Source organism: Paraburkholderia sp. CHISQ3, assembly GCF_030464945.1.
Taxonomy (GTDB): Bacteria; Pseudomonadota; Gammaproteobacteria; order Burkholderiales; family Burkholderiaceae; genus Paraburkholderia; species Paraburkholderia megapolitana.
Genome location: NZ_JALPRG010000011.1, coordinates 1 through 18,250 on the forward strand (window position 1 = coordinate 1; position 18,250 = coordinate 18,250).

Consider the following 18,250-nt stretch of genomic DNA (forward strand, 5'->3'; position numbering starts at 1 on the left):
GGGTGGGTCAGATTTAGATGAAATCGGTGGGTTAAGACTCGGTGGAAATCAACAGTCCAAGGACTCTTCCACTATCTCCTTCAGCGCACGGATCTCTTGCCAATGCTCCCTTAAATCCTGCACATTCCGCTGCCGGAGAAATTCATAAAAGACGACTGGCCTGATAACCAGATCGACATGAAATGGAAGGCGCTTTACGAACAAGAATGCCAGCAGTGTGGCTAGAACACCTTCCGTGATTTTGCCCTGCCGTAGCGACTCGAGTCGCATAACGATATTTGAATCCAGCACGAGCCGGTAGGGCCCGCGCAACATCATTGCTGACTCTATCTGATGCGTTAGATCCACTAGCTTCGACACGAACGTCTTATATGGTTTCGACTTCAGCGACTTAACGTGATCAACGATATATTCAAGAGAAATTTTCATTATTTCAGAGCATCTATCTTCATCCAATAATGCAGCGCCTTCAATTCCACTTCGTCTTTTCCGACCCAGATCTGATGGAGATCCCCGTGTAGCTTCGCAAGGAGCGTTACCTGTACGCGAGAGCAGCACCAATGCCTGCAAGAACCACTTCCCAGTCTTGGCGGGAGTCACACTCCATGAATGACAGACAGCGTCTTTCCACGCGAACCTCGCCATGACCAGCCTACCGCAAGACACACCCACGATAGCTTATCGTCATACAGAATGAGAACTTTACCTTTGGTTATAAAAATCCTTCGGCGCCCCCACCGGAAGGGGACGTCTGTTCCAACAATGACGAATCAAGGGGCATTGCCGGAGCAAACAGAAGTCTATGAACACACGGTCGGCTACAGCTTGATAGAAGTCTTCAATGCTCCGGCCGCGTGCAATCAGGCAGCAGATCAAGCTGCCAGTAAAAGACCGGATATCCTTGAAACGCCTAAGGTAGTCGCCGCACCAGTTCTTCGAAGATGTTCCGCATGCATGACACGCACTCGGTGGAGTCTAAGGAATACGCATACGTAATGTTGTACCAGAGTTGTACCAGACGCCGGCAAATACGGCCTGCTCACGAATCAGCGGATACTGTGCTAGTTTGGGGTCGTGTTTTATTGCTCGCGATTTTGTGCAGATTTTTTGGCACGCATTTTCCTGTCCGCATTTTGCAGCGGCCTTCTTGTTGACCGGGGAACTTTGGCAACATATAGTACCTGCGTACTTCCGCAAGCCCGTCACGTTTTTTGACGGCACGGTTATTAAGGGGTCAGGGGTGTGGGTCTGGGCGGTGTCCCGCTACATTTTCTGTTCCCCAACTCATCTAGGGGTCCGCCACATGGTGGGCCCCTTGCGTTTCTGGCCTCCGTCGCGTCTCCGTCGTAATCGGTCGCTGCCGCCTGCGTTTCTCACCTGCCAACAGCCGCACGTTGTCCCCTGTTTAAAAATCGCCACACCTGATCACCTAGTGATCGCAAGTATCTTTCAGACAACCTGTGTCGTACCGAGACGGGCCGGACAGCGCCACAATTCCTTGCCTGAGTCTCTCCCGTGAATAACCAGCTGAATGTATCCACTCGCCGGAGCATAGGGAGCATAGAAACGATCGATGACACTAGCAAACGTGTGCAGGCTGCAAACGTTAAAAGCCGATTCATCGATCGTCAGCGCGATCTCGATGCCGCGTACAAACGATGGCATCGGAGGAATGGACATCCATTGCATCACGCGCTTGTGGTCAAGGTTGGTGATGGCCTCAATCTGAAGCGTTGCTCGCGATGCTTCCGGGACATGTTGACGTAGTAGTTTTTTTAGTGCGGGAAGACCGGCCGGCTGCAGCAGGATCGCATGGGGACTCAACGCTGAAATCAGATTCCAGAGATCGCCATGGTCGCGTATCCGTTGACGGCTGGGCGACGGGCTCCGCAGCATCGAAATGCGCCCGGCAAGATTTTCGTTCTCGTTCAGCAAGTCACCATCGGCACTTCCAGCGGGAAGGGTTTGCGGATAATTACCATTGGTACAAGTTACTTCGACCACGAGCTGATTGGTATCTGGTCGAATCGTGTTTCCGATCAGGTCGACCAGGGTAAGGCTCGTCTTCTGGCCCGGCGTGGAGTCGAATAGCTGTTCGCGGCGTGCAATCCAATAGAAACCAGGCTCGTCTGGCGAATGCCCATGCTTCAGCCCATGATAGGGAGGGACCGGAATCCTGCCTTCCCTGTTCGGCGTCGTTTCTCGGGTCATCTTCACCGAGTCCACTGAATGGACTTCGATGCCTGGCATCTTCAGCGCCTGAGGTGTCACTGGATAGGCACCGGGACCATCCTTGATGGTGATTGGCGTCGCGTCCAGGCCGAAAAGGTTAATCACCGGCGAACAGAAGAGCCGTAAATTACCCGTCACCAGTTCCTCGAGTGCGCGGTATGCTGGATTTTCCATCGGCAGATCGACCACGGGAAGATGAAGTGTGACCTGCCGACACGGGCCGGCTGCGCGAGCCACGCGCCCGAAGTCGATATCGAGAAAATCAAACTTGGCCGGGAAAGCGAAGTACTCCGCCATGAACCGAAAGGCAGGGGGGGCGCCCATGAGCTTGTCAAGAAGCACGTCCCGCTCATCGAATCCGACCGCTCTGATGGGAACACGCGAAAGTGCTTTCCATCGGCCGCTGCGTTCAACCTCGACAAAGGCCACGGGCGTGCGCATCAGTAGCGCATCGATGAGTGCGCCCGTCGATGAAGGGTTGCTGTCGACGTGAACACGTAGCGTCGACGGCACCAGCGACCTGAACGCGTCGCCGTCCGTGAGCGACGTAAACGTGATCGACACGATGCCCGTGACGTTCGCGGGCAGCGGGGCTATGGATGGTGCCGTTGTGGCCGGAGCAAATCGCATATCGGCGATGGAAATCGGCGCGAGAACAACGTCGTAGGCGGTGCGGAACCGGCAGGCGTCGATACGACTCTCCAGTTCCGTGCCACGCGCGATCTCGACCGCTTGGGTCAGCTGGCTGAACGCATTGCCGATGTCGAACTCTGCCACCGCACATGACGGGAAAGTGCGCAGATATTCCGGGTAGATGGTTTCGAGAAGTGCTTCGGCGAACTCAGGGTAGTCGTCGTCAAGCTTTTCGCTGATACGCGCTCCCAGGAGCGCAGATGACTGCAGCAGCCGCTCGACATTCGGATCATTCGTCTGGCCGCCTGACATTGAGAGGCGAGCAGCAATCTTCGGATGACGGGGCGCAAACCGGCCCAATGATTCACGAAGAAACGCCAGCTCGCGCTCGTAATAGGGAAGAAGATTGTCCATCTACGCCTGCGATCAGCCTGGTGTTCGCTTGATCCACGGCGGTTCCCATTCGTGCGGTAACGAAGTTGGATCGAGCCAGCGAAGCTGTTTGAGCGCGCGGTAGATGATGATGAAGGAGGGAAGCTTGACGATCGCGAAGACAAACATCATAAAGGCTTGCCCGTCGTCGATCGGCGTAGGTCCCGCATCCAGGTAAAAGGCAAGCGCGAGTAAGGGCAGATAGCACGCCATCGCCCCGTAGCACAGCCAGCGAAACCACCGGACGGCCCAGAGTTTGCCCTTACCGAGACCGATCGAAACAGTCAGAACGATGACCGACAGTGCGATCCAACCCGGCAAAATCAACGCAGGTTGACTCGTTCCCGTTAGCGAGGCCGTGGCGAAAAGGAGTTCGACGAAGGTGAAGCCCACCCCCAGAAAGAACGCCCCTCCAGCTATCGCCGCCTGCTTTGGCGCGCCTGGCGGGCGATTGCCTGGTCGTTCTGTGGTTGCTAGCTCTGCCATGGATTCAACTCTCACGTGTCGCTCAAAGCGACGCTTTTCGTTCGTACCCGGTATTGTCACGCCCGGTTCCTACCGGTTCGCGCAGATGATCGTATGTTCGAAGTCCGTCAATGCGCGGCTCTGGGATTATGGCTGACACCAACGTGAAGCTGCACGATCGGCGTCGGCGCGCCCGGAAGCGGAGTCATTGGCCGGTTCGGCGTGAGAAGGTGGGCGGGATGCTCGGGATCCTGCCGCGAGTTGCTCCCGAGGTGCTGCTGCATCCAGTCTATGCCGTGCGTAATTGCTTCTGGCGGATCGATACCATACACGCCAGTGCCGTATATCGTTGCGACGTAGCCGGGCGCTTCGATTGTTCGCAACATCAGCAGTTCGCGGCGGGCAGCCATCAGTTTCTCTTGTGCTTCGCGGACGTTCTTCGCAAATCCGCTTGCCTGTTCCTGCATCTGCTGGACTTGCCCCAGAACCTGCACCCGGTTGGGGTTGTCCTGCGACGCTTTGGCGAGTGCCTCCATGGCGGTCCGCTGTGCGCTCAATCGGTTAGCTGCCTGTGCTGCCTCTTGCGAAAGATCGCCTACTTCACGCGCGGCTTTGGGCAGCGAGGCAAACGTCCTAGGACCGCTGGCGACCAGGTCCGGCAGTACAAGAATCGGGCCGACAGTTTCGGCGAGCTTGTAGTGCCACGAACTCTCGAGTTGCTTCTTGCGGACTTCATCTCCCTTGAGCTCGTAATGAAGCATGCTGCCGTCTTCCGCAAGTAACACGAGCGACGCAGCACCGGCTATAGCCCCTAACACAGGGAGGACTGCGATGCCGCCCGCAATCAAGGCCACAACGCAAATGGCGCCTGTCACTACGCCGATCGTATCGCCAGCGACAGCCGCGGTATCAAATCCTGTTTTGTGTTTTTCAACAAAATCACGCGCTTTCGAGAGAGTTTGACGCAACCCGGAACCGCCCGGTAGCGCTCCACCTGCCCGGCTCCTCGCCAGTTGGTCAATGCTTTGTGCGTCAGTCGAACTGGGTCGATCGGCGGGCATGAAGGGGGGCCGAGATACGGTAACCACCAGGTCAACTGCCCGGCCCTTCGCATCAGGCGTTGCCGTTTTCAACCGGGAGGCGCCGATGCCGTCAAAAAATATCACTCCCGCCTGCGGGCCGAGCACCCTACCTGCGAAATTGGACAGGTGAGACTCCGCTTCTGACTGGTGGCAGTAAGGCTCCCACGATGCGGCTGACGTTGGCATGGTGTTGACGTGTACGAAAGATGAGAGAAGCGACGATTGAATCAGCGGCTACGCGATTGGTAGTTATGCAGCAACCGCCAATATAATCTGCCGCCCCGGGTAAAGCGAGTTTCACGCGTTATCTGGGTGAGACGAACATCTTTTCCGCATTAATGAGACAGGCGACGATGAGAAATAGTTACCTTTCTTTCATGACGAAAGAAATTGCGGGCAATTATTACCTTCACGGTATTGAAACACGCTCTCACGGATCGTCAAATTTCGCGAAAACTGGGCTCCGCATTCTGATAATGAGTTATATTTTCGACCTGCTATTTCCGTTAATAGCGGAGAGTATCCGGGGGCCACAATGCAATTATCCGATATTGCGGGTTTCATGAACCTGCAAAACAGCCGTCTACTAAGCGTCAAGACACCCCTGTCGGGGCAATCCGAACTAGTTCTCACGGACTTCCAGTGCAGCGAAGGGCTATGCTCCCTTTTCGATATCCGGCTGGGGCTGGCTTCGCGCGACGCGACGATTGAGCTGAAGCAGTTGATTGGACAGCCAGTGACGATTTCGTTGCAGTTGACAGCGGCGCTGGGCAGCGATTCCGCGCGTTACTTCAATGGCTATGTAACCCAGTTCGGCCATTCCGGCACGGACGGCGGTCTTGCGACGTACACCGCGACGGTCCAACCGTGGCTCTGGATGCTCTCGCGTCGTTTCGACTCCCGTATTTTTCAGGACAAGAGCGCGCAGGATATTCTCAGCGAGGTTTTCTCGCAGTACTCAAAACTGGCGTCTTTCGAGTTTCGCGTATCGCGCGCCCTGAAGCCATACAGCTACTGCACACAGTATCGCGAGACCGATCTGAATTTCGTGTCCCGCCTGATGGAACAGGAAGGCCTGATTTTCTATTTTGAGCATACGAAGGACACTCACAAGCTGATTGTCACGGATGATTCGACCCACGCGAAGCCAATCGACGGGCAGGCGTCGTTACGTTACTCGGCCAACGGTGAAAACCTGGATGACGACGGCGTCGTCTCGCAGTTCGCTTCTTATCGGGTGCTCACTTCCAGCACTGTGAGCATGAAGACCTTCGATTACAAGGTGCCTGGGGCGCGGCGCTACGTAACGGGTGACACCAAGACGAACCAGGGCGATGTTGCGCCCTATGAGGTCTACGACTACCTCGGGCTTCATGGCTTCGATTCGACCGACCGCGGTGAGGAACTGGCACGCTTCAGGCTCGAAGCGCTGGCCGCGGGTAGCAAGGCGTTTTCGGGATCGTCTAACAGTCGCGAACTGGCTCCCGGGCGCTACTTCGAACTGACTGATCATTACGATCCCGGTAGCGGTAGCCAGGAAGACAATCAGTATCTACTGACTGCGGTACGCCACCACGGCATGAACAACTACCAGTCGACCAAAGGCTCGGCGTCCTATTCGGCGAGCTTCCAGTGTATTCGCAAGAAAATCCCGTTTCGCCCGCCGCTCACCTGTCCGCGTCCTGTCATTCCGGGCACGCAAACGGCCATCGTGGTCGGCCCGAAGGGCGAGGAGATCTACACTGACTCACTCGGGCGGGTGAAGGTGCAGTTTCACTGGGACAGGCTCGGTCAACGCAATCAGACCAGTTCGTGCTGGGTGCGTGTGGGGCAGGCATGGGCGGGTGGTGGATTCGGCGGGGTCCAGATTCCAAGGATCGGGGATGAGGTGGTCATATCGTTTCTTGATGGCGACCCTGATCGCCCCTTGATTATTGGTCGAGTCTACAACGCCCAGAATATGCCTCCGTGGAAGCTGCCGGATAACGCGACGCAAAGCGGAATCCTTTCACGCTCGACCAAGGGGAGCGCCGGCAATGCGAATGCCATCCGGTTCGAAGACAAGCAGGGGCAAGAAGAGTTGTGGTTGCAGGCCGAACGGGATATGCGCACGGAAGTCGAGCACGACGAGTTCCACACGGTATTGAACGATCGAACCAAGACTATCAAGCAAAACGAAACGGTCACGATCGGTGGTGCGCAAACCCAGACGATCAAGGGTGCACAAACGCAGACTATCGGCGGCAACACCACCCTGACGACGACTGGATTGGGCGGTACCCCCGGCGATATCCAGATCGAATCCAGCAAGGGAAAGATACACATCAAGGCGCTGACGGAAATCATCATTGAGGTCGGGTCGAGCGTGATTCACCTGAAGGCGGACGGCACGATCAAGGTCACTGGGCCAACCCATATCAACCTCAATCCAGATAGTTAACCGTCGCCTGACTGACATTCGCTGCGATGAAGGCAAGCCGCCTTTTCGTCGCTCATTTTCACTGCGACGCACAAGACACCAAAGCAGGATAAAACATGCGTTACTCGTTGAATGAAGGGTACCTGGAGTTGCCGGGGCAATGGCTGGATCGGAGCGTCAACGCGTTGCTTCCCGCGCTGGCTGAAGTGACTGGCAGCAACCTCGTGTTGACGAGGGATGAGCTGCCCTACGGGACGGAATTTTCTGATTACCTCAAGGTGCAGCGGGCGAAGTACAAGAGGGAATTGAGCGATCTGCAGATGCAGCGGGAAGAGATGGGTACGCTTGATGGAAGAGCGTGTCTGTTTCTCGAGTTCACCTGGAACAATGATGGGCTGACGATTCATCAACTCGCGGCGATTGTTCTGGAATCGCCACTGGTTCTCACGTTCACCTTTACCAGTCCAGGGCAACTTCCCTCGCAGGTCCGTCAGGACGTAGGCGCTGCACTCGCTGGATTCAGGTTCCATCCGAAAGTGCCGGACCCGGCGCAATAACATCGCGTATCAAGGGTTTCTTTTCAGATTTCTGGTAACGGATCCAACTCCATGGGCGATGTGCAAGACAGTCCAACGTTAACTAGCCAGCAGAAGCTCGCTGCATTGGACCAGCGCGACAGCAACGCTGGTGCCGTCCACGCCGTAGCCAACACTGGCCTCGCCATCAATGCGGCCCAGGTCGCTGTTGCAGGACGAGCGGCATGGATGGCGGGTGGCGATGCGTTCTCCTGTTTTGCTGGACGCGTGATTGCGCCGCTTGGCGGTGCGATGCTGGGTGGGATGCTGGCCAACGTTGTTGGAGCCGATCGCCCGGTGACCTGGTTGCTCGGGAAGGCGGGTCTCCCGGCTGTGGCGAAACCGGGAAAGGCGCCGGCCCATGTCGAGCATAAGATCGTTCACGAGAATGCATTTGCGGGTGCTCTCGCGGGCCTTGTCGCCGGCATTGCAGTCGGGGTTGCGATCGCCGTTGCCGCCGCAGCAATCGTGGCAACTGGCGGAGCGGCAGCAGTGGCAATTGCAGCTGCAGGGCCATTTGTGGTCGGGTTTGTAGCCGGCGCGGTGGGTGGCTTTGTCGGCGCTGCGGTCGCAAACGGAGTCAGCAAAACCGGCTCGGTAACCGGTGCAATCGCGAAGGGTTCTCCGAATGTGTTTTTCGAGGGTAAGGCGGTAGCCCGGGTTACCGATCCCGTGACATGCAGCAAGGACCCGGGAACACCGCCGCCGCAGATCGTGCAGGGCAGCCAGACGATCTCGGTGAACGGTTTGCCGCTGGCCCGCATCGGCCACAAGATAACCTGCTCGGCCACGATCCAGGAAGGATGTCACTCGATCAGCGCCGATCAGACTACCGGGACCTATGGCAAGATCAACGCCAATCTGACACTGCTTCAGCAACTGATTCTGACGGCGGCGGACGTAATCCTGATGCGTTCGGCCACGAAGCAAGGTGGCCTGCTCGATAGTATGTTGCGCACGTTGCTGGGTGAGCCGGTCGACATGGCAACCGGCGACTACGCGGACTACCGTACGGACTTCACGTGGCCACACGTGTTACCACTGACGTTAAGCCGTGTCTATGCGGGGCGCGAACCGGTTTCCGGCATGCTCGGCGACCGATGGATCTGCAACTGGTCGCAGCGCTTGCAGTACAACGCAGCGCCTGCCGACGGTCCCGCAACCGTCACGTTTTTTGATGCTAGCGGACAGCGGCTTGTTTATCCCATTCCGCAGGAACCGTTCAACGCGGTCAATGTGTGGGCGCCGTACTACGCGCTGCATGGAACGCGGGAGCGGGCAGTTATTTTCGACGAGCGGACACAGCAGTCGCTCGTTTTTCAACGTACCGATCCTCAGGCTGATGTCGCTCGTCTGGCCCGCATAGAAGACCGCAACGGCAACGCGATCGATTTCGAGTACAACACGCTGGGACGCCTTTGTCGGGTGTTGCATAGCGCAGGGTTGACGCTCTGGGTTAACTGTAATGCTCAGGGTCTGTTGCAAAGCATATCGGAGCAGCCTGGCGGTAAAGATGAGATGGTGGCTTACCGTTTCAATGGCGAGCGGTTGAGTGACGCGCATAGTCGCTTCCATGGGGAATTCCATTTTGGCTATACCAGTGAAGGCTGGTTGAATCACTGGCGCGACAGCGGTGCGACCCAGGTGTCGCTGGAATACGACGCCCGTGGCCGGGTCATTGCCACGCGCACCAATACCGCGCTGTACGACGACCGTTTCGAGTACGACGATGGCGAACGGCGAACGACCTATATCGATGCGTTGGGACAGCGGCATCTGCGCTGGTTCGATGCCGAGAACCGGCTCATCCGCTCGCAGGACCCATTAGGGCGGGTCACGGAGTCGACTTACGACGAGTATGGCTGGATACAGACGCGCACAGATCCATTGGGTCGTGTTGGCAGCTTCAGGCACGACGCACGCGGCCGGTTACTGCAACTGACGGACGTCTACGGCCGGGTAACGCGTTACCAGTGGGATGCGTCGGGTCAACTGATCGAACGACAGGACGAACGTGTCGCGACGCAGTGGCATTACAACGCGGAAGGCAACCTTGTAGCGTTCCGCTCCCCTGTTGGAGAAACGCGGTTTCGCTACGATCCGCGCGGATTGCTCGTCAGCCGAACCGATCCCGATGGGGCAACGAATGAATGGGAATACGACGAAACAGGCCGGCCGCATAGCTGGGCAGACGCCCTCGGACGGCAAACGCATTTCAGCCATGACCGTTATGGGCGACTAACCGGCCGCACCGACGCGGCCGGCCACAGTACGTCTTATAGCTATGAACCCGGGCCGGGCAATCCTCGTGAGGCACTCAGCCGCGTCACCTATCCGGACCAGGCCATCGCGCAGTTTCGCTACGACCGAGAGGGATTGCTGGAAGAGACCGTCAATCCGTTGGGTCATCGTACCCACTATACGTGGGGCGCATTCGACCTTCTCGCCAGCGTGACGGATCCCGCTCAGGCCGTGACGCAATACCACCGTGACGGTGCTGCGCGCCTGATCGGCGTAACGAACGCGGCAGGCCAACGCTGGACGCTGGAGCGCGATATCGCCGGTCGGGTGGTGGCGGAAATCGACTGGAGCGGCCGGCGCACCCGGTATGAACGCGACTTGCTCGGGCAGGTGACAGAGAAACACCTGCCCGACGGAGTTGTCCTGCGCTTTGAGCGCGACGAGTTCGATCGGATCGTCGCAGCGACTGGTCCCCAGCAACGCCACACATTTGTATGGGGCGACCAAGGGCAGTTGCTTCAGGCACGTGTCTGGGAGCTTGACGGGTCCGGTGAATGGCAAGCCGATAACGAGGTGCGTCTCGTGTACGACGAGATGTTCCGGCTGATCGGTGAAACCCAGCACGGCCAGTCCCTGCGTTACGAATATGATGTGATGGGACGCCCGTTGTCCCTGAGCACACCCAGTGGTCGAACGCTCTGGCAATACGACGTCGCCGGGCAGCTCGAAGCGGCAGACAGCAACGGCCATCAATTCGGCTTCGACTACGACCCGCTCGGGCAGGAGACGTTCCGCCGCTACCACCCATCCGCGCAACGACAGACATGGCAACCGGAATGGGCCGCGACGTATCCGCATGGCTACGCCCAGCGGCAGGACTACGATCCGCGGCGCTATCCTGTTACGCAGGCCGTTGGGACACAGGCATGGCAGGCGGACGCCTCACCTGCGCCTTTCGATGTGCAACGTACGCGTCACTATGAGTGGGATACAGCAGGCCGTTGCGTTGGAATGCAGGAGGGGCGCCGTGGACTGCCGCAAGCGGCCGATCGCTGGCGCTACGATGCGCGCGACCAGATTCTTGAGGTCCGTCACGAGCGCACCGAAAGCCGGAGCGGTTACGAGCGCTACGCTTACGACGCACTGGGTCATATCACGGAGCAACAGCTCGACGGCGAAGCACCACAGGTCCACGCGTACCAGGGCGACCAGCTGATCAGCGCGGGACCGAACCACTATCAATACGATGCACGCGGCCGACTGATTGCTCGTACCGAGCAGCTCGATGGTTTTCGGCCTCGGGCATGGCGGTATAGCTGGGATGACTTTGATCGATTGCGCGAGGTGTTGACACCCGAGGGTAGTCGCTGGACGTACCGATACGATGCGTTCGGACGGCGCATTAGCAAGGAATGTGCGCGAGTTTCGGACACGCATCGTCCGCACCGTTTTGATTACCTGTGGTGCGGCAGCCGGATGATCGAGGCATGGCGAACCTATGGCCAGAGGGATGGCACGCGCCACGACATTCAGCGTTGGCATTATCGCCCGGGTAGTCACACGGTGCTGGCGCAGGAGCGGCTGCGCTACGACGACAAGCCCGATCTGCACACCAGCGAATTTTTCCCGCTGGCGTGCGATCCCAACGGGGCACCACACACTTTGTACAGCAGCGACGGGCGGGTGCTATGGAGCGCACAGCGAACGCTGTGGGGAAACACAGCCCAAGATGGTGCCCGGGACTCTATTCGGCGCGCGGTGCGAGACCAGTTGCGGACGAGCAAACTGGACAGCGAAGATTACGATCCGCCTGACTGCGAGTTGCGGTTTCCGGGACAGTGGGCCGATGAGGAGAGTGGGCTTCATTACAACTTCCGACGGTACTACGATCCGCAGACAGGGCAGTACTTGAGTGTTGACCCGATCGGACTCGACGGCGGACTGAGGACGCATGCGTATGTACACGAACCGATGCAATGGTGCGATCCGCTGGGATTGGCAGGGTGTGGGCTCACGCCGGAAGAGATGGCACGCGTCACGGACATTCCGAAGCCTGGAAGACCCGATCCAAGTACCTATCTATCGAAGGATTTCATTGATTCGCATCTGGCACGATTCCAGAATGGCGCCGCACGCATTCAACCCTCCGCCCCAACCGGTACGATCGGTCGGACAGAAACGTGGGTTATGCCCAAAGACTATGTGATGGACGTGATAGCAAAAGCAAATGGTGATCCAGCCGCACTCGAGAAATCGCTCAGTCTGGACCCCGGATATCTTGGAAAGGATCCTGTCCTGGTGGATATACCGTCGCCAAGCAATCTTCGCATGCCAACGGGTAATGAGTTTGGTGCAAACACTCAATGGATCCCCGGCGGATCTACAGCCGGAGGAGTACCAGAGGCGATCGCAGATCCAGTACCGGTTGGTAGCTTCACCAGCTCTCCAGTTTTTAACGGGAAGTAGGCTATGGACACGAAAATTTATGAACTTGCTGACATGGAAATCTGGAAGCGGGGTGACAGGTATTACGTTCGATACGATGCGGGTGCGCATCAAATTGTAATGAGAGAAGACGAGATCAGTGAGGAGGAGGCATTAAATGCTGCTAAAGGGAAGGATGAAGCAGTGGCAATGCTTTTTGCTCTTCAAAAAAGATTGATTGCTTCGGGTATCGACCCATACGTCTCAAACGTGAAATAGGATTGCACACAATGTGTCATGTGATACCTCAGCTTCATCGAATATCTGAGTCTTTTTTCCCGCTCGCTCCAGATGATTGCCGAAGAGTTTAACGAGCCTTGGTTCTATAGAGTATTTTTTCGGGAAGACCTGCCTGTTATGGCCGTGCTGATGGGAGGGGTAGCTCAGTACGAAAAGGAAATAGTTCTGACTGAGGCTCAGTACGAGACGTTCCGCAAGGACCGTGACGCCGCGCGGATCTATGCTAAGTCCATAGTGAAAGAGGCGACGACGAATCGGGGCTGAACCTCGCCCCTGATCCGATCGGGCTGGACGGAGGAATCCGGCACATGTGTATGTGCACGGACCGATGTACGCATAAACGGGCGGCATGGTTTTGGTCATGCCACGACCGGTTCGTGTCGCCGCTTGCGTTGTGTCTCTGGGCGGGTCGTGATGCGGATGAAATAACATCGCGCGCACCAGTGGCCGTTACGGATTGTGTTCGGCGTCGCCAACCAACGGTGACCGCGAGCGCACTCCCATTCGAGGCGGGTCGAGCTGTTTATGTAAGTCTCGGACACACACTTTCCGCCGTGCTCCACGGCGATCTCGCGCATCAGATCGATGCCAAGCGTGAGCGACTCACGATGACATGCGGCGCACCAGTGTCCCGCAACAATACTGGCAGCGGTGGCCTGCCAGTGATGTCCGAGTCCACACTCCCACTCAAGCCTCGTCGCCGCGTTTCGGTACTCCTGAGACAAACAAACGCCACCTTTCTCAGCCGCGAGCTTGCGCATGGCATCGATCCCGAACCTGAGCGCGGCGTGCTGACATTGCGGACACCATGTGCCGCGGAAAATCCGCGCACCCAGTGTTTCCCATTCATGTCCTTCCCGACAACGAAACGCGTAATACGCTTTGCTACCCTCGTACTGTGACGCGAGACAGGTGCCACCGTGGCTACGCGCACATTCGCGCAACCGCTCAAGGCCGTCTTTGCTTCGATAGGCGAGCACTTTTTTTTGATCGGCGCATATGCGGCACCACGCACCACGCTTCACCTCGTGGCCGGACGTGGTCCATTCGTGCCCCTGTGCGCATTGGAAACGGTAGCGGTCAACCAGTCTCGTGAACTGAGTCGACAGGCATCGGCCGCCACGTTCCTTTGCAATGGTACGCAACCCCTTCAGGCCTGCCGGGTCGGTCATCCGTTTTGAGTGCTGGGCGCGCGCGCATGTCACACACCACGTTCCTTTCTGCAGGTTGATCGGCGTCTTTTCGAAGACGTGACCCTCGCGGCACTCGAATTGATGGCGGATGGTTCGCCCCAGGTACGTTTCATTTAAGCAGCGCCCACCCGCCTGCAGGGCTCGAGTCTGCAGCCGTCCGAGCGACTCAGCATCGCGGCAGGCCGGACATGCAACCAGGTAGTACAGAAGGTGCGAACCAGAACGGCTCGACTCGTGTCCTCTTCTGCAACGAAATCGATACTGGGCGTTCCACCCGAGCCACTGCGGTTCGAGCAGCTTCAGTCCATAAGGAACGAGCGCCTGACGTAGATATTTGAGCTTGTCGACTGACAACTTTCACTGCTCCGTTTCCTGGCCACTGGTCCGCTGTGCTCACGCGGGCCGCATATATCAGTCCCAACATATACGTTGCGATTGTTCCTACTACGATATCTCAACCGTCGTGAGGACGAAATGTCGGGACTTGGGGTGGGCCTGGAAATTGCGCCGAAATCGCCGCCGCTCATTCATAAGGTAGCTCGGCCGGCGCCCTCATCAGCGTCATCGCGGATAAAACACTCAGCGCCAGCATCTCATAACTCGATGTCCTCACCGCGGGCGTGGTATCCCCGCAATTGACAGATAGCGGTGAGATTCACATCGTTAGTCACATCAAAAATACAGTAGCCGGAAAAGCAGTCGGGTGTGTGCTGATGCAAATACGGGAACACCGGATAACACCCTGCAAGCCGCACGAGGACTGATTTGCTTGCGCTGGGTGCGTCAATTGACCCGTGTGTTGTTCGGGACGACAGCCTTACGAACGTGAACGGCCTGGTCTTCATCCGGTGCCGCTCGACGCCTGATGTCACGCGGATTTCTCAACGACAGCTGCGCTCGAAGTGTGTACTGGCGTTGAGCATTGGACATCCTTTACGGCTCGCGTCCTGCTTTGTAACTCAGTCAGCGCCGCGCGGACTGAAGGTCCGCGGAAACACCACCGGCGAAAGCCGGTCAATCAATCGATACCCTTTCGCGGGACGATTGGATTCCCCGCCGGCATAGCCCACTTCCTCGAGAAAACGAGCTGCCAGCATTCGCGTACGAAAACCGCTTTTGTCCACCGGGCGCCCCAACACCACCTCGTACATCCGCTGCAACTGTGGCAGCGTAAACGGCTCCGGCAATAGAAACGCGGGTAATGACGTGTACTCGACCTTGCCTCTCAACCGTTCAACCGCGGATTGCAGAATGTCGTCATGGTCGAACGCGAGGCCTCGTGCGTGCAGCACTTCGCCAACCTTGAACCAGGCCACATCCGCAGCGTTGGCACCCTTGACGAGCGATACATCCTGTCCGGGTATCAATGTGAAGTAGACATGAGTGGTCGACCATCCGCGCGGGTCACGCGTGGCACTTCCCCAACTACCCAGTTGCTCGAGGTACGGGCTGGCAACGCCGGTCTTGTCTTCGAGCTTTCGCCGCGCGCAATCCTCGAGACTTGAGTCAACCTCGACATCGACAAAACCACCGGGTAGAGCCCAACGGCCAGGAAAGGGCTCATCGCCGTCGCCTGGTCGTTGCACGAGCAACACCTGCAATGCGTCCTCGAGCACCGTGAAAATCACCACATCGACCGTCGTGTAGGGCAACGCCGGTTTCCGGCGGGTGCCTGCACTGCGTTTGGGAGAAGCTAGGCGGGTTGTCATGGAGGACCAATAAATCTTGACGTTCCCCATTGTAAGTTGTATTGTGCAACTCATACAAGTTGTACTGTACAACCGAAAAGGAGATCACCATGCTCGGTATGCGTTTCATCAAGTCCCAGCCCACGGTCCACCTGATGCAGTTCCGCGCCGGCAAGGTCATGCGCGAAGGTTCGGGACTCTCCTTCTTCTACTACGCTCCCACCACAACGCTGGTGGCAGTACCGGTTGCCAGCCAGGATCGTCCTTTCATCCTCGAGCTTGTTACAGCCGATTTTCAGAGCGTGACCGTGCAGGGGCAGGTGACCTACCGCATCAGCGACCCGCGCCGTACGGCCGCGATGATGGATTTCTCGCTGGCAAAGGACGGGCACTCCTACATCTCGGAGGACCCGAAGCGCCTGGGCGACCGCGTCGCGATGCAGGTCGAGGTGATCGTGCAGCAGGCGGTGCAGGCGCTTGAGCTGAAGCAGGCGTTGCGCTCGTCAGCGATGATTGCCCGCACCGTGCAGTCGGATCTGTCTGCCCAACCCGAAATCGAGGCACTTGGGCTGGAAGTTCTGGGCGTGTCGGTCATGGCAGTCAAGCCCACACCCGACATTGCCCGCGCGCTGGAAGCCGAAGCCCGCGAGTCCAACCTCAAGGCAGCCGACGACGCGGTGTATCTGCGGCGTATGTCAGCCGTCGAGAACGAGCGCGCCATCCGCCAGAACGAACTGGACACCGATATCGCCGTCGAGCAGAAGAAGCGGCAGATCCGTGAAACGCAGATGGAAGCCAAGGCGACGCTGATGCGCAAGGAAAACGAACTGCGCAACGAGCAGATGGCCTCCGATATCGCGCTCGAGGAGAAGCGCAAGGCGTTCGTCGCCGGACAGGCTCACAACAGCGGTACGCTGGCCGATGCTGAGGCACACAGGGTAGCGGTGTTGATGCAGGCGCTCGAGAAGGCCGATCCGCGCATCGTCAACGCGCTGGCTGCGGCCGGCATGCAACCGGGACAGCTGATTGCGCAGGCGTTCGGTGGGATCGCAGAGCGGGCCGAGCGCATTGGTCAACTGAACGTATCGCCGGAGTTGCTGCAAGGGCTCATGAGCGCCGGCGTCGGGGCAGCATCATGAATGCCGGTGACCGGAAGGTTGTGCTGGTCATACGCCGCACGCGTCTTGAGGAGCTGATCGCGCGGCACCATACGCTGGCGCAGGCAAAGTTCTACATCGAGCACCTCGGGGCGGATTTCTCGGACTACCTCGCCGAGAATGCCGCATACGCGCAGAGTCTTGAGATTACCGTGCGCGCACTGGAGGCGTGGGGGCGCTATCAGGTGGTTGATCGTGCGTATCTGCCGAACTTCATATTCGCGGCTGACGATATCGTCGTCGCGCTTGGACAGGACGGGCTGGTCGCGAACTCGATGAAATACCTCAATGGCCAGCCGCTGATCGGTCTCAACCCGGAGCCCCGTCGTTGGGACGGTGTCCTGCTACCCTTTGAGCCGAAAGATCTGGGCGCTGTGCTGGCAGATGTCGTGGCCAATCGTCGGACGACCAGATCGGTGACGATGGCGGAGGCCCGTCTGTCAGATGGACAGGTACTGCGTGCCGTGAATGATCTGTTCATCGGACCGCGCACCCATTCCTCTGCGCTGTATGAGATCGAACTGGGCGAGCGGCGTGAATCGCAGTCGTCGTCTGGCATCATTGTCTCTACCGGACTCGGATCGACGGCGTGGCTGAAGAGCATCGTCACAGGTTCACTGGGTGTCGCCGAGGCGCTGCACATGCCAGGCGAGCGGGTGAAGTACCAGCCACAACCGTGGGACAGTCCGGAACTGACGTTCGCAGTGCGCGAACCCTTCCCAAGCCGGGCCTCGAAGACGGAACTGGTGTTTGGCACCGTGAGCGCCGGGCAGCCGCTGCGGCTACGCTCGCGGATGCCCGAGAACGGTGTGATCTTCTCCGATGGAATGGAGGCCGACTATCTGCGGTTCACGGCGGGGATGGAAGCAACGATCACCATTGCCGAAGTTCGCGGGTGCCTCGCCGTGTAGCCGGCCCGGTCGGCACCTCGCGGTCCGGATCGATGTCCGACGAAGACCTCGACGGATCCACGTGACCGCCAGGGCAAACACCGGATTCTAGAAGCAGCAAGCTTCTGTGTACGGCTGATCCAGATAGCAGGGTGATTGCTACGCGCGAATACGAAGCCGACCGAAGACCCATCTCCGGATCGTAGCCATAACGCTTTCAGCTTCTCTCGCCGGGATAGGTGTCAGGTACCCCTGCTCTGGCTCGCAGCATACGAAGTTCCTGCTCGGCCGCCCTCTGGATCTCGTCGCGATTGAAATTCTTGAGATCTGGATCGGCACTGAACAGGAACTCGTGCCACACGCTTCGCGTATCCATATTGAAGACGGCGTAATCCAGCCATGTGCTGAATCCCTCAGGCGGCGGTGACAAGCCGTCATCATCACTATCATTTTCTTCGCGACTCATTTGCATCTCCTGACACTTCGATATCCTTACCCGTAAAAACCTGGGACGCCCCG

The 18,250-nt window shown here is 58.1% G+C and carries 12 protein-coding genes; 6 read left to right on the forward strand and 6 right to left on the reverse strand.

Annotation, left to right across the window (positions count from 1 at the left end):
• Nucleotides 1–1,449 precede the first annotated feature (1,449 nt).
• From tssF to M0D65_RS24065, 3 genes are all read right to left on the reverse strand, one after another.
• Nucleotides 1,450–3,279, reverse strand: a complete 1,830-nt coding sequence (gene tssF / locus M0D65_RS24055) for a type VI secretion system baseplate subunit TssF (RefSeq protein WP_266254877.1) — start codon at nucleotides 3,277–3,279, stop codon at nucleotides 1,450–1,452.
• 12 nt (nucleotides 3,280–3,291) lie between these two features.
• Entirely contained in the window at nucleotides 3,292–3,783 is a 492-nt protein-coding gene (locus M0D65_RS24060; RefSeq protein WP_266254878.1) for a hypothetical protein, read from the reverse strand.
• A gap of 107 nt (nucleotides 3,784–3,890) precedes the next feature.
• Nucleotides 3,891–5,030, reverse strand: a complete 1,140-nt coding sequence (locus tag M0D65_RS24065; protein ID WP_266254879.1) for a hypothetical protein — start codon at nucleotides 5,028–5,030, stop codon at nucleotides 3,891–3,893.
• Between the two features lie 349 nt (nucleotides 5,031–5,379).
• Here M0D65_RS24065 and tssI point away from each other — a divergent pair, with 349 nt between their 5' ends.
• The 4 genes from tssI to M0D65_RS24085 all read left to right on the forward strand — a co-directional run bounded on the left by tssI (nucleotide 5,380) and on the right by M0D65_RS24085 (nucleotide 12,782).
• Nucleotides 5,380–7,284: a type VI secretion system tip protein TssI/VgrG gene (tssI, locus tag M0D65_RS24070; protein ID WP_266254880.1), complete on the forward strand. Its 1,905-nt coding sequence runs from the start codon at nucleotides 5,380–5,382 to the stop codon at nucleotides 7,282–7,284.
• Nucleotides 7,285–7,379: 95 nt separating this feature from the next.
• Nucleotides 7,380–7,820: a DUF1795 domain-containing protein gene (locus tag M0D65_RS24075; protein WP_266254881.1), complete on the forward strand. Its 441-nt coding sequence runs from the start codon at nucleotides 7,380–7,382 to the stop codon at nucleotides 7,818–7,820.
• A gap of 51 nt (nucleotides 7,821–7,871) precedes the next feature.
• On the forward strand, nucleotides 7,872–12,545 hold the full coding sequence (locus tag M0D65_RS24080) for an RHS repeat-associated core domain-containing protein (RefSeq protein ID WP_266254882.1): 4,674 nt from the start codon (nucleotides 7,872–7,874) through the stop codon (nucleotides 12,543–12,545).
• A gap of 3 nt (nucleotides 12,546–12,548) precedes the next feature.
• Nucleotides 12,549–12,782: a hypothetical protein gene (locus tag M0D65_RS24085; RefSeq protein ID WP_266254883.1), complete on the forward strand. Its 234-nt coding sequence runs from the start codon at nucleotides 12,549–12,551 to the stop codon at nucleotides 12,780–12,782.
• A gap of 380 nt (nucleotides 12,783–13,162) precedes the next feature.
• Here the strand turns inward: M0D65_RS24085 and M0D65_RS24090 are convergent, their stop codons facing one another.
• Nucleotides 13,163–14,350 (reverse strand): hypothetical protein, encoded by a 1,188-nt coding sequence (locus M0D65_RS24090; RefSeq protein WP_266254884.1) that lies wholly within the window; start codon nucleotides 14,348–14,350, stop codon nucleotides 13,163–13,165.
• Between the two features lie 605 nt (nucleotides 14,351–14,955).
• Complete coding sequence (locus M0D65_RS24095) at nucleotides 14,956–15,705, reverse strand: NUDIX domain-containing protein (protein ID WP_266255065.1); 750 nt, start codon at nucleotides 15,703–15,705, stop codon at nucleotides 14,956–14,958.
• Nucleotides 15,706–15,794: 89 nt separating this feature from the next.
• Here M0D65_RS24095 and M0D65_RS24100 point away from each other — a divergent pair, with 89 nt between their 5' ends.
• On the forward strand, nucleotides 15,795–16,823 hold the full coding sequence (locus M0D65_RS24100) for an SPFH domain-containing protein (RefSeq protein ID WP_266254885.1): 1,029 nt from the start codon (nucleotides 15,795–15,797) through the stop codon (nucleotides 16,821–16,823).
• Nucleotides 16,820–17,752, forward strand: a complete 933-nt coding sequence (locus M0D65_RS24105) for a sugar kinase (protein ID WP_266254886.1) — start codon at nucleotides 16,820–16,822, stop codon at nucleotides 17,750–17,752. Before M0D65_RS24100 ends, M0D65_RS24105 begins: the two co-directional genes overlap by 4 nt.
• A gap of 196 nt (nucleotides 17,753–17,948) precedes the next feature.
• On the opposite strand, the gene M0D65_RS24110 is transcribed toward M0D65_RS24105, so the two are convergent.
• On the reverse strand, nucleotides 17,949–18,197 hold the full coding sequence (locus M0D65_RS24110; protein ID WP_266254887.1) for a hypothetical protein: 249 nt from the start codon (nucleotides 18,195–18,197) through the stop codon (nucleotides 17,949–17,951).
• Between the last annotated feature and the right edge of the window lie 53 nt (nucleotides 18,198–18,250).

What these genes read in the sequence shown, in the direction of transcription:
- tssF (WP_266254877.1), bottom strand. Translation starts at nt 3,279, where the DNA reads ATGGACAATCTTCTTCCCTATTACGAGCGCGAGCTGGCGTTTCTTCGT.
- M0D65_RS24060 (WP_266254878.1), bottom strand. Translation starts at nt 3,783, where the DNA reads ATGGCAGAGCTAGCAACCACAGAACGACCAGGCAATCGCCCGCCAGGC.
- M0D65_RS24065 (WP_266254879.1), bottom strand. Translation starts at nt 5,030, where the DNA reads ATGCCAACGTCAGCCGCATCGTGGGAGCCTTACTGCCACCAGTCAGAA.
- tssI (WP_266254880.1), top strand. Translation starts at nt 5,380, where the DNA reads ATGCAATTATCCGATATTGCGGGTTTCATGAACCTGCAAAACAGCCGT.
- M0D65_RS24075 (WP_266254881.1), top strand. Translation starts at nt 7,380, where the DNA reads ATGCGTTACTCGTTGAATGAAGGGTACCTGGAGTTGCCGGGGCAATGG.
- M0D65_RS24080 (WP_266254882.1), top strand. Translation starts at nt 7,872, where the DNA reads ATGGGCGATGTGCAAGACAGTCCAACGTTAACTAGCCAGCAGAAGCTC.
- M0D65_RS24085 (WP_266254883.1), top strand. Translation starts at nt 12,549, where the DNA reads ATGGACACGAAAATTTATGAACTTGCTGACATGGAAATCTGGAAGCGG.
- M0D65_RS24095 (WP_266255065.1), bottom strand. Translation starts at nt 15,705, where the DNA reads ATGACAACCCGCCTAGCTTCTCCCAAACGCAGTGCAGGCACCCGCCGG.
- M0D65_RS24100 (WP_266254885.1), top strand. Translation starts at nt 15,795, where the DNA reads ATGCTCGGTATGCGTTTCATCAAGTCCCAGCCCACGGTCCACCTGATG.
- M0D65_RS24105 (WP_266254886.1), top strand. Translation starts at nt 16,820, where the DNA reads ATGAATGCCGGTGACCGGAAGGTTGTGCTGGTCATACGCCGCACGCGT.
- M0D65_RS24110 (WP_266254887.1), bottom strand. Translation starts at nt 18,197, where the DNA reads ATGAGTCGCGAAGAAAATGATAGTGATGATGACGGCTTGTCACCGCCG.